Origin of the sequence: Bradyrhizobium sp. USDA 327 (assembly GCF_041262065.1) — a bacterium.
Taxonomy (GTDB): domain Bacteria; phylum Pseudomonadota; class Alphaproteobacteria; order Rhizobiales; family Xanthobacteraceae; genus Bradyrhizobium; species Bradyrhizobium liaoningense.
Window position 1 is genome coordinate 4,527,363 of sequence record NZ_JBGCCW010000001.1, and the last position, 11,282, is coordinate 4,538,644.

13 protein-coding genes and 1 pseudogene are annotated in these 11,282 nt (G+C 64.3%); 4 read left to right on the plus strand and 10 right to left on the minus strand.

The genetic code is table 11. The features are described 5' to 3' along the window. Positions 1-109: 109 nt before the first annotated feature. From ABIA42_RS21225 to ABIA42_RS21240, 4 genes are all read right to left on the minus strand, one after another. On the minus strand, positions 110-916 hold the full coding sequence (locus ABIA42_RS21225; protein WP_271533357.1) for an SDR family NAD(P)-dependent oxidoreductase: 807 nt from the start codon (positions 914-916) through the stop codon (positions 110-112). A gap of 22 nt (positions 917-938) precedes the next feature. After that, positions 939-2,231, minus strand: a complete 1,293-nt coding sequence (locus tag ABIA42_RS21230) for a TRAP transporter large permease (RefSeq protein ID WP_271533358.1) — start codon at positions 2,229-2,231, stop codon at positions 939-941. Beyond that, complete coding sequence (locus tag ABIA42_RS21235) at positions 2,222-2,773, minus strand: TRAP transporter small permease (RefSeq protein ID WP_370121530.1); 552 nt, start codon at positions 2,771-2,773, stop codon at positions 2,222-2,224. Before ABIA42_RS21235 ends, ABIA42_RS21230 begins: the two co-directional genes overlap by 10 nt. A 65-nt stretch (positions 2,774-2,838) precedes the next feature. Continuing rightward, positions 2,839-3,810 carry a TRAP transporter substrate-binding protein gene (locus ABIA42_RS21240; RefSeq protein WP_271533360.1) on the minus strand — a complete coding sequence of 324 codons (972 nt, stop codon included), beginning with the start codon at positions 3,808-3,810 and terminating at the stop codon, positions 2,839-2,841. A gap of 286 nt (positions 3,811-4,096) precedes the next feature. On the opposite strand from ABIA42_RS21240, the gene ABIA42_RS21245 reads away from it, so the two are divergent. Next, a complete protein-coding gene (locus ABIA42_RS21245) occupies positions 4,097-4,873 on the plus strand; it encodes a cyclase family protein (RefSeq protein WP_370121526.1) in 777 nt (258 codons plus the stop codon). 10 nt (positions 4,874-4,883) lie between these two features. Here ABIA42_RS21245 and ABIA42_RS21250 read toward each other — a convergent pair. From ABIA42_RS21250 to ABIA42_RS21260, 3 genes and pseudogenes are all read right to left on the minus strand, one after another. Continuing rightward, positions 4,884-5,616: pseudogene (locus tag ABIA42_RS21250) on the minus strand (Crp/Fnr family transcriptional regulator). A 286-nt stretch (positions 5,617-5,902) separates the two neighbouring features. Then, a complete protein-coding gene (locus ABIA42_RS21255) occupies positions 5,903-6,031 on the minus strand; it encodes a hypothetical protein (RefSeq protein WP_370121523.1) in 129 nt (42 codons plus the stop codon). A gap of 92 nt (positions 6,032-6,123) precedes the next feature. Continuing rightward, positions 6,124-6,837 carry a helix-turn-helix domain-containing protein gene (locus ABIA42_RS21260; protein WP_370121520.1) on the minus strand — a complete coding sequence of 238 codons (714 nt, stop codon included), beginning with the start codon at positions 6,835-6,837 and terminating at the stop codon, positions 6,124-6,126. Between the two features lie 150 nt (positions 6,838-6,987). Between ABIA42_RS21260 and ABIA42_RS21265 the strand changes: the two genes are divergently transcribed. Further along, entirely contained in the window at positions 6,988-7,305 is a 318-nt protein-coding gene (locus ABIA42_RS21265; protein ID WP_370121518.1) for a cytochrome c, read from the plus strand. Positions 7,306-7,311: 6 nt separating this feature from the next. Here ABIA42_RS21265 and ABIA42_RS21270 read toward each other — a convergent pair whose 3' ends face one another. Genes ABIA42_RS21270 through ABIA42_RS21280 form a run of 3 tightly spaced genes read right to left on the minus strand, consistent with a single transcriptional unit; the run spans position 7,312 to position 10,325 of the window. Then, positions 7,312-8,415, minus strand: a complete 1,104-nt coding sequence (locus ABIA42_RS21270; RefSeq protein WP_370121515.1) for an MlaD family protein — start codon at positions 8,413-8,415, stop codon at positions 7,312-7,314. Between the two features lie 3 nt (positions 8,416-8,418). Continuing rightward, positions 8,419-9,186, minus strand: a complete 768-nt coding sequence (locus ABIA42_RS21275; protein WP_370121512.1) for an ABC transporter ATP-binding protein — start codon at positions 9,184-9,186, stop codon at positions 8,419-8,421. A gap of 2 nt (positions 9,187-9,188) precedes the next feature. Continuing rightward, complete coding sequence (locus tag ABIA42_RS21280; RefSeq protein ID WP_370121510.1) at positions 9,189-10,325, minus strand: ABC transporter permease; 1,137 nt, start codon at positions 10,323-10,325, stop codon at positions 9,189-9,191. Between the two features lie 177 nt (positions 10,326-10,502). Between ABIA42_RS21280 and ABIA42_RS21285 the strand changes: the two genes are divergently transcribed. Together ABIA42_RS21285 and ABIA42_RS21290 are read left to right on the plus strand one after the other, a co-directional pair. Next, the gene (locus ABIA42_RS21285) at positions 10,503-10,778 is read left to right on the plus strand and encodes a hypothetical protein (protein ID WP_035704954.1); all 276 of its coding nucleotides are present in this window, start codon (positions 10,503-10,505) and stop codon (positions 10,776-10,778) included. Next, positions 10,779-11,267 (plus strand): phage holin family protein, encoded by a 489-nt coding sequence (locus ABIA42_RS21290; protein ID WP_271533367.1) that lies wholly within the window; start codon positions 10,779-10,781, stop codon positions 11,265-11,267. The last annotated feature ends 15 nt before the right edge of the window (positions 11,268-11,282 follow it).

Below are 11,282 nucleotides of genomic sequence, written 5' to 3' on the forward strand. Positions count from 1 at the left end.
GCTGCAACCGCGAAGACGGCTTGGTCAGGGAAAGAAGCGGAGGTTGCGCGCCGGCCGATTTCCGACGGACGCGCGCTGCCAGCTCTGCGGCCAGATGCGAATGCCTTCCCTATTTGTGCAGCTGGGTGAGACCAGTCGGCGGGCCGTCGACCGCCGTCCAGCCGCCGTCGACGAACAGTGTGCTGCCGCTAACATAGCTCGCGGCATCCGAGGCGAGATAGGCGACGGCGGTGGCGACCTCGTCGGCGCTGCTCCAGCGGTTGAAGACGGTGTGGCCGGCATACAGATTGTAGATGTCGGGGCGCTGCTTGAACGGGCCGGTCAGCGCGGTCTCGGCGATGCTCGGCGCAATCGCGTTGACGCGCACGCCTACGTGGCCGACCTCGGAGGCAAAGCCCTTCACCAGCAGGCCGATCGCCGCCTTGGTCGAGCCGTAGACGCCGAGGCCTGGCTCGATGGTGACCGCACGCACAGAGGAGCAGGCGATGATGCTGCCGCCCTTCTGCTCGACCATGATGCGACCGAAGGCCTGGAAGAACCAGACCGTGCCCTTGACGTTGAGGTTGAGGACGCGGTCGAGATCCTCCTCGGTGTAGTCGAGGATGGTCTTGCGAATGTTGAGCCCGGGCGTCGTCACCGCGATGTCGAGCCGCGGAAACTTCTGCATCACGGTCTTGGCGAGCGCGTTGACCTCCGCAGCGCTTGCGGCGTCGCAGCTAGCCGCCTCCGCCCAGCCGCCCTTCTCGCGAATGCCGGCGGCGGTCGCCTCCGCGGCGTCAAGCGCGCGATCGGCGCAAACGACGCGGGCGCCGAGCCCGGCCAGCGCCTCGGCCGACGATTTGCCGATGCCCGAGGCGGCACCGAGCACCACGGCCGTCTTGCCGGTGAGATCGAAGAGCTTGCGATAGTCGGTCACTGATAGCTTCTCCCTGGTACAGCTAGCCCTTGTAGCCCATCAAGAGGCGCGGCAGCCACAGCGAGAATGCAGGGACATAGGTCACGAACATCAGTGCTGCGATCAGCGCGGCATAGAACGGCAGGATGGTGCGCATCACGGCACCGACCGAGATGCCGCCGATGGCGCAGCCGACGAACTGCGTAGTCCCAACCGGAGGCGTGTTGAGCCCGAGGGCGCAGTTGATCAGCATCAGCATGCCGAACTGCACGGGATCCATGCCCGCCTTCATCGCGATCGGCAGGAAGATCGGGGTGCAGATCAGGATGGTCGCCGCCATGTCCATGAATGTGCCGAGCACGAACAGGATGACGTTGATGAGCAGGAAGATCATCCAGGGTTGCGTGGAGACCTTGCTCATCATTTCGCCGGCGAGGTCGGCAACCTCGTAAAGTCCCATCAGGTACTGGAACATGGTGGAGACGCCGATCAGCAGCAGCACCACGCCTGTCGTTTTCACCGCCTTGGCCGCGGCCCGCAGGAAGTTGCCCCAGGTCATGGTGCGATAGATGAGGAAGGTCAGCAGGATCGTGTAGGTGACCGCGATGGCCGCCGATTCAGTTGCCGTGAAGACGCCGGACAGGATGCCAGCCAGGATGATGCCGACGATCAGAAGGCCCGGTAGCGCGGCCGCGAGCGAGCGGAACACCTCGGGCCAGCCCGGGAACTTGCCGGCGGGATAGCCGCGCTTCACCGCGACCGCGTAGGCGGCGACCAGCATGCACACCATCAGTACCAGTGCCGGCAGCAGACCCGCGGCGATCAGCGCACCGATCGAGACCTTGCCGCCGGCGGCGAGCGCATAGATGATCATGTTGTGGCTGGTCGGCATCAAGGCTCCGACCAGCGAGGCATGGGTGGTGACGTTGACGGCGTAGTCGGTGTCGAAACCTTCCTTCTTCATCATCGGGATCATCACCGCGCCCATCGCCGACACGTCGGCCACGGGCGAGCCGGAGACGCCGCCGAACAGCGTGCAGGCGACCACGTTCGACATGCCGAGCCCGCCGCGGATGTGTCCGACGAGGTTCTTGGCGAGCTGCACGATCTTGTCGGCGACGCCGCCATGCAGCATCAGCTCACCGCTGAAGACGAAGAACGGAATGGCGAGGAAGGAGAAGATGTTCATCCCCGACATCATCTGCTGGAAGATGACGGCGACCGGCAGGCCTTCGTAGAGGATGGTGCAGATCGCCGACAGGCCGATCGCAAAGGCGACGGGGACGCCGAGGATCAGGAAGCCGAAGAACGTGGCGCCGAGGATGATCAGTTCCATGAGGGCACGACCTCTTCGCCGCGCAGGCGAGCGATGATGTGCTCGATGGAGAAGGAGACGATCAGGACGCCGGAAGCGATCAGCGGCACGTAGCGGATGACTTCAGGCAGACCGAGATTGGGGATCTTCACGGTGCCGACCGACGCGCCGAGGATCCAGCCGTTATAGGCCATCGCGACGCCGAACACAGCGACCAGAACGTGGATCACGATCTCGATCCTCTCCCGCATGTGATCCGGAAGCATGACCAGCAGACTGTCCATGCCGATGTGCCCGGCATCGCGCACGCCGACCGCGGCGCCGATCAGCGTGACGTAGAGGATCAGGACCAGCGCCAGGTTCTCCGTCCAGGTCGGGCTGGAGTTGAGCACGTAACGACCGAACACCTGGTAGAAGACAATCGTGACGATGACGAGCAGGCCGGTCACCGACAAATACATCCCCACGCGCGCAACGGGGGAGTTGATCCGCGACAGCAGGCCAGTGGACGGGCGTACCGCTACGGTGCCCTGCTCGTGGCTTGCGACGTGTGGGTCTGTCATCCCGCGCCTCCATGCGGAGTCCGGTGCCGCCTCGCGGCGACGCCGGACCCGGTCGCCGCCGTGTCTTACTTGGTGTCCTGGATGCGCTTGACGAGGCTCTGGAGCTTCTCGTCGCCGGCGAACTTCTGGTACACCGGCTTCATCGCATCGACGAATTCCGCCTTGTTCGCGATCGTGACGACCTGAACGCCAGCGGCCTCGACGGTCTTACGGGAAGCCTGCTCACGCTCGTCCCAGAGCTTGCGCATAACGGGCACCGATTCCTTCGCCGCCTTGCGGATCATGGCCTGATCATCCTTGCTCAGCGTGTCCCAGACCTTCTTCGAGATCACGAGAACTTCCGGAGCGAGGGAGTGCTCGGTGATGTTGTAGAACTTGGCAGCCTCGAAGTGACGCGAGGATTCGTAGGACGGCCAGTTGTTCTCGGCTGCGTCCACGAGGCCGGTCTTGAGCGCGGTATAGACCTCGCCATACGGCATCGGCGTCGGGTTGGCGCCGAGGCTCTGGATCATGCCGACCCACAGGTCGGACTGCTGGACGCGAATCTTCAAGCCCTTCAGATCCGCAAGCGATTTGACCGGCGCCTTCACGGTGTAAATGGACCGGGCGCCGCTGTCGTAATAGGCAAGACCGACCAAGCCAGCGGGCTCCATCGCCGCCAGGATCTCGTCGCCGATCGGCCCATCGAGGACGGTGCGCATGTGCTGCGTATCGCGGAAGACGAAGGGCAGGCACAACGCGATGGTCTCAGGCACGAAGTTGTTGAGCGGCGATGCGTTGATCCGCATCATGTCGAGCGCGCCGATCTTGAGTTGCTCGATCGTGTCCTTCTCGGAGCCCAGGGCGCCGTTCGGAAACACCTTCACGCCGAGCTTGCCCCCGCTCGCCGTCGCGAGCTGCTTGCCCATGAACTTGACGGCCTCGACGGTCGGATAGTCGGCGGGGTGAACGTCGGCGGAACGGAAGTCGCGTGCGGTCGCCAGGGGCGCTGAAACCGCCAGTGCAACGGCTGTGATGATGCCGGCGAGTGTCTTCATCTGGGCTTTCCTCCTGGATCGATTATGTCGTTGTCGGGGCAGATGCTCGGCCGCCTTGGGTCGCTCCCCTTCTGGTGTGAAGTCAAGCGCCAATGTCGTCCCTAGGGCGGGCGGCAATCTCTGTCCAAGCCAAATCCGGCATCGATCAATGCAAGAGTTGCATCGATCGATCTGACGCAATTCACGGAGGCGACGGACCGGGTTGACGTCGCCGGCACGTGACTTGACCCAACCAATGACGGCCCCTCAAGATATCAGAGACTCCGGACCACCTCGAGGAATGCCCATGCCGCGGAAGCTGATCGATATCTCGGTGCCGCTCACAAACGACGTGACCGCCGATCCGCCGGGCAATCACCCGACGATCCAGTACATCGATCACCAGCAGGGGCTGCCGCGCATGCTGCAGTTCTTCGACGGCCTCAAGGCGCAGGAGCTGCCTGATGGTCAGGGTTGGGCCGTCGAGCAGGTCTCGCTGTCGACCCACAACGGGACGCATCTCGATGCGCCCTGGCACTTCCATCCGACCATGAACCGCGGCGAGCGGTCATGGACGATCGACGAGGTACCGCTCGAATGGTGCTTGCAGCCCGGCGTGAAGCTCGACTTCCGGCATCTGCCCGACGGCTACGTGGCAAGTGCGGCCGACGTCGAGAAGGAGCTGAAGCGCATCGGGCACACGCTGTCGCCTCTGGAGATCGTCGTCGTCAACACCAGCGCCGGCGCGAAATTCGGGAAGGCCGAGTACGTCAATTCCGGCTGCGGCATGGGCTATGAAGCCACCATGTACCTGCTCGAACGCGGCGTGCGGCTGACGGGTACCGACGGCTGGAGCTGGGACGCGCCGTTCGTCTACACCGCGAAGAGATATGCCGAGACAAAAGATGCCGGCCTGATCTGGGAGGGCCACAAGGCGGGACGGCACATCGGCTATTGCCATCTCGAGAAGCTGCACAATCTTGACCAGCTGCCATCGACCGGATTCACGATCTCATGCTTTCCGGTGAAGATCGAGCGCGCGTCCGCGGGCTGGACCCGCGCCGTCGCCATCATCGACAATTAGCTCAGGGGCGTCACTCGCCGTGGAGGCCGCTCTCGGCGAGCTCGCGCAGCGCGTCCGTATCCAGCACCACGATGGCGCCGTGCTCGAGGCGAACCCAGTTACGTCCGGCCCAGGCGCGCAATTGCTTGTTGATGCTCTCGCGCGTCATCCCCACCATCTCGCTGATCTCCTGCTGCGTGATGGCGAGCGTGCCGCTGCCGGAATCGAGCTTGCGCTCCTCGGTGAGGCCGAGCAGCGCACTCGCGAGCCGGCCCGGCAGATTCTGGAGGATCACCTGCTCGACCTGCTGGCTGGTCCAGCGCAGACGCGCGCACAGCAGCTCGATGAATTTCATCGCCAGCGCCGGCTGGCTCTTGACGAAGGGCAGGAAGTCCCGGCGATCGATGACGTAGAGTTCGCAATTGGTGTTTGCGGTCGCATCCGCCGACCTGGGGGCGCCGTCGAGCACCGCGATCTCGCCGAAGATTTCACCCGGACCGATCAGATTGAGGATGGCGTTCCGTCCGTCGTCGGGGCGACGAGGACGAGATCTTCACCGTCCCCGCGACCACCGCGAACAGACTGTTGCCGGGATCGCCCTTGGCGGCGATCGTCGCGCCGCGCTTGACGGTGGTGTGCTTGGCGTAGCGGCAGAGCTGATCGAGCGCTTCCGGCTCCAGATCCGCGAAGATCGGGTGCTTGCGCAGGACCGATAATTTGTTGCCCGCCGACTGTCGGGGATCGCCGGTCTTGTCCTGAGGCACGCCGCGGGGCTCCTAAGACTACGAGGCATTGGGTTCCTGCGTAGTCAACGTTATCAGGCTTTTCAACCGGAAAGCACGCGCGCGATTCGAGGCAAATGCCCCCAAAAGGACGTAGTACAGCCGAGAATTCACATCCAAAGGATGCATAAATGCGTCTCGGCCGACGCAGAGTTGCGGACAGCACAGGCTGTGATTGCGTCGAGCTGCCGCCGAGGGTCAGCCCCGGCCCGCCAAGAGTCGACGATCGACACGCCGGAAGCGGACGAAGACCTGCGGCGCTTCAGCTTCAGCGCTTGGAATCCGGATCGAGCCGACCCGCGCTGGTTTGCCGGTCTGCCCAAGCCAGAACCGCGGCGAATGCGACGAAGATCGCGACGACGACGACGGTCACCAGCAACGCGTCAGCGGGCATCATGCTCCTCCCGGATTGTTTGCAGCATTATTTTGCTGCGCACGGCCGGCGTCATTGATCGGGATCAAATGCCCGAGAGCGTTGTGGACAGGAGGTCAGGCCGCAGCCATGGCCTCGACGCGAGCCGGATCGAGCAGGCTGATGCCGCCGTGGATGATCTCGATCACGCCCTGACGCTCCAGCTTGGTGAAGGTGCGACTCACGGTTTCGATGGTCAGGCCGAGATAATCGGCGATGTCCTGACGGCTCATCGGAAGCGGCACCGTGTCGGAGAGCCCCTTGAGCGCGACCAGCCGCTCGCGCCAGCCGAGCAGAAAGGTCGCGACCTTCTCGTCGGCCGAACGTCGGCCGAGCAGAACCATATGGTCGCGAGCCTGACTCAACTCGCGAATGGCCAGCTCATTGATTCGCCTGAGCAGCTGCGGCCGATCCTCGACGAAACGGGTGAAGGGCGCTTTTGCGAATTGGCACACGGTCACCGCGCCGATGGCATCGGCCGAGAAGTTGTGCCGGCCGGATAGATTCATCCCCAGGAAGTCACCGGGCAAGGCAAAACCGACGATCTGCCGCCGGCCATCGGGCAGCAGCTTGTACAGCCGCATGACGCCTTCGAGAACGTTGTAGAACGAGGTCGTGATGTCCTCCTCGGAAAACACGGTCTCGCCCGAGCTAAAATGGACGCGGCGGCCGAGATGTTCGAATTCCCTGAGTTCGGCCGCATCCAGCGACGAACAAACCGCAGCTCCGCGCACGGCGCAATCGTCGCAAAAATGTCCGTTCGGCTCAATCGTGACCACGGAAGGCTTCATCCACCGCTCCTCGCGCGGGCTGCCCACACCAGGCCGAGTCCACCGCGCTGTTGCATTTTACTGCATCGCGCCAAAGCTGATTGACTCAGATCAAATTTGAGTGGCATCCCCGTCTTATTCTGCCTCCACGGTTCGACGGGATCACCTTCCATGCTGCAAAACGCTCTGCGTCACGGCCTGATCGGGCTGCTTCTGACTACGCCTGCGCTGGCGGCCCCCACGGCCGAACAGCGCGGCAAGGCCTTTGCTCGGGCCAATTGCGCGCGCTGTCACGCCATCGACCGCATCTCAAAAAGTCCGGTCGAGATCGCGCCTCCGCTGCGCACCCTGCATCGCCGCTATCCGATCGACAGCCTTGGCGAGGCGCTGGCCGAGGGCATCTACGCCGGTCATGCCGAAATGCCGGTCTTCGAGCTCAATCCGGACCAGATCCACGACCTCCTGTCCTACCTGAAGACGCTGGAATAGTCGGCCTCACACCGCTTGCACGGTCCAACCGATCAGCTCCTTTACGATGCGCGCGAAGGCCGCATCGAAGGCGGCGACGGCCGCGGCCGGCTCGACCTTGTCGAGCTTTTCGCTGGTCTCAATGAGGCGCGAGGCGATCACCTTGCCGTTCTTGTCGACGATTCGCGCCGACAGTCCGATCTCGGCCCGAATCTCACCCTCCGTGGCAATCCGGAAGCGCCGGATATCGATCAGGAGCTGGTAATCCGCCTGCCCGAGGTCCGACGTGCGTAGCGGGGCGTGGGCGATGTCGTAGTTCTCGAAGCTGTCGATCAGGCGCGCCTGCACCAGTTTCGGAATGCTGTCAGCCCAGAGGAAATCCCCAAAGCCCGGCCTGTCCCCGGCGGGCGCGAACAGCATCCGCTGGGTCTGCAGCATTGCGACCGCTGTCGGCTCGGGAATCGCCAGTGAAGCGGCCAGAGTCTTGCCGGCCGGGCCGAGGTTCTGCGGCGTGCGCAGGTCGTAGGTGACCTTCGGCGCGGGCGTGCCGCCGCCGGTCATCTTCTCGAGGCCCGCCAGAATCCCGTCGATCTTGCCGGTGTTGCGCGCGAGCCCGTCGGAGAAGGTCTTGAAATTCGCAATAGTGTCCTTCAGCGGGCCGGAATTGTCCTCAAGCACCGTGTCGACCCGCCGCAGCGCGTCGCGCGCCGCCTGCGTCATGCTCTGGCCGGCGCCGGCCTCCGCGATCAAGGTCAAGGGCTCGCCGGATTTGGCGACGATCACGCCGCCCTCCAACGTCACCACCGGCACACCGGTGAGGCCCTGAAATTCGAGGCCGACCTTGGTGTCGGAGCGGACCGGCGTCGCGGTGGCAACCGAGATCGTCGCATTGACGAAGCGCGGGTTGTCCGGCGCGAGCCCGAGCTGGGTCACCTCTCCGACGCGAATGCCGTTGAACAGCACGCCGGCGCCGACCAGGAGGCCGGGCACCGGCCCCTGGAATTGCACGTGGTAGTTCGTGCGCGGCCCGATGCCGCCGGTGTTGTTCAGCCAATAGACGAAGCCGAACACCGCGAGGATCGCGGCCAGCACGAAACTGCCGATCAGCACGTAGGGAGCGCGGGTTTCCATCTCTCATCTCATTTCGTGTTGCAGCATCTGCGAGCGCTTGCCGTGGAAATAGGCGCGCACCCAGGGATGCTCGGATTGCAGCAATTCGCGCATCGGGCCGATCGCCACGATCTTGCCGTCGGCGAGCGCGGCGACGCGGTCGCAGACCGTGGTCAGGCTCGCGAGGTCATGGGTCACCATGAACACGGTGAGCTCCAGCGTCCTTTGTAGCGTCTTGATCAGCACGTCGAAATCGCCGGCGGCGATCGGATCGAGACCCGAGGTCGGCTCGTCCAGGAACAGGATCGGCGGATCGAGCGCGAGCGCGCGCGCCAGCGCCACGCGCTTGGTCATGCCGCCGGACAGCTCCGCCGGATATTTGTCGGCGTCCTCGGCGCGCAGGCCGACCATTTCGAGCTTGGCGATCGCGATCTCGTCCATCAGCTCCTGCGACAGGACGAGATTCTCACGGAGCGGAAACTGGACGTTCTGGCGCACCGTCAGCGAGGAGAACAGCGCGCCCTGCTGGAACAGGATGCCCCATGCCATCGCTGCGCCTCGACCGTGGTCGCCGGCGGATTGCCCCATGACCTCGATGGTCCCGCCGCGGCGCGGGATGAGGCCGATGATGGTCCGCATCAGCACCGACTTGCCGCCGCCGGACGCCCCTACGAGCCCGAGGATCTCGCCCCGGCGAACGTCGAGCGACAGATGGTCGAGCACGGTCTGACGACCGAAGCCGACCACGAGGTCACGGACGCGGATCGCGAACTCGTCTTGCGGTCCGTCCATCGTCACATTCCGATCGAGGCAAAGAAGACAGCGAACAGGCCGTCGAGCACGATCACCAGGAAGATCGACTTCACGACCGACGTCGTGGTCTGCCGCCCCAGCGACTCGGCGCTGCCCTTGACTCGCAATCCCTCGCTACAGGCCACGATCCCGATCACCAGCGCCATGAACGGCGCCTTCAGGATGCCCACCTCGAAGTGGGTGACCGAAATGGCCTCATGCAGCCGCGCGATGTAGATCGGCGGCCCCATGTCGCCATAGAACTGGGCAACGAGGCCGCCGCCATAGAGCGCGGCAATGGATCCGATGAAGGTGAGGATCGGCAGGGCAATGACCAGGGCCGCAACGCGCGGCAGGATCAGGACGTCGACGGGATCGAGCCCCATGGTTGAGAGCGCGTCGATCTCCTCGCGCATCTTCATCGAGCCGAGCTCGGCGGTGTAGGCGCTTCCCGACCGGCCCGCGACCATGATGGCGACGATCAGCACACCAAGCTCACGCAGCACCAGGATGCCGACCATGTCGACGGTATACGACTCCGCGCCGAATCTGCGGAAGTGGAAAAAGCCCTGCTGCGCGATGATGGCGCCGATCAGGAAGGTGATCAGCGCGACGATGGGGATCGCCTGCCACCCGATGCGGTAGAGCTGATAGACCAGTGACGTCAGCCGCAGCGAACGCGGCCGGCGCAGCACGCCGATCACGGCCATGAACAATGCGCCGAGCATCTGGAGGAAGATCGTGATGTCTTCCCGCGCCCCGACCGTGGACTTGCCGAGATCGCCCAGCCTCGCGAGAACCGGATTGGGTGCAGCCGCCGGCGCCGGTGTGTGGCGGTTGACCTGGCGCACCTCGTCCATCAGCCCGCTGAAATGGTCGGCGACGCCGACGAATTCGGCCGATCTGCCTGACGATGCGGCCCTGCGCGACAGCTTTTCCAGGACCCAGGCGCCGAGCGTGTCGAGCGCGCTGATGCCCGACATGTCCAGGGTTACGACGCGCGACCGATCGACGTCGGCTCCGACCGAGCGGGACAAGGTTTCGAGCGTCACCACGTTGGCGGCAGTCCAGGGCCCTTCCGGGCGCAATTTCAGCTCGTCGCCGGACGGCGTCGCGAGCAACAGCGGTTCGTGGTTCACGCTTCCACCTCATCGGGACAATCGGTCCCCATTCAGCCGGCATTTCTAGGCCAGCATGTGGCGGCCGGTTTGACCTGTCTCAAGACCCAGAACACGCCCTGCCTCTTGACGCAAATCAAGCGCGGTCGCACGGACGGATCTTAGACTTGGTCTCAATTTAACGAGGATACCAGATTCATGTTCGACAGTGACAGGATGGGCGAAGAATTGCGGGCGCTGAAGGTTGACGTCACACGCCTGCTGAGCACCGCCGGCGAGGAGATGTTCGAGAGCTCGAAAGACCGCGCCGAGGCGCTCGCCGATCAGATCAGGGCCGCGCTCACCGAGCTCGGCGAGACCGTCGAACAGGAGCAGGAGCAGCTCCAGGGCCTCGTCGCGGAGCGTCCGATCACATCGCTCGCCTCCGCCTTCGCGCTGGGCGTGGTCGTCGGCTTCATGTTGAGGAGACACTAGGTGAATACCGAGAACGTCGTCAAACATCTGCGCGTGCTGTGGCGTACCGATAGGATCATCGCGGACATCAGGCTGCGCCATCTGCTGATCGGCCTCGGCCTGCGCGCCTTCGCGGCGCTGATCGCCGCGTTCGGGCTCCTGATGCTGGAGTTGTCCGCCTATTTCGCGCTGGTGCAGATCTGGAGCGCAATTGCCGCGGCCGGCATCCTCGGCGCCGTCAATTTTGTCATCGCGGCCGTTCTCTTCGTGATCGCCGGCCGCGCTCCGTCAGGACGTGACATCGAGCTTGCCAACGAAATTCACGGCGCCTCGATCGAAGCCCTCCAGCTCGAGGCGCGCGCGCTCCAGGCCCAGGTGTCGGGCGCGGTGCATCATCCGCTCAGCACGATCGTGCCGATGCTGCTGCCGCTGATCGCAATCATCATCAAGAACTTGCGGACGCCGGCCAAGAAGTCCGCCGATGCAACATCGGCCGAAGCGCGCTCTTGAAGCCTCGCACTTTGC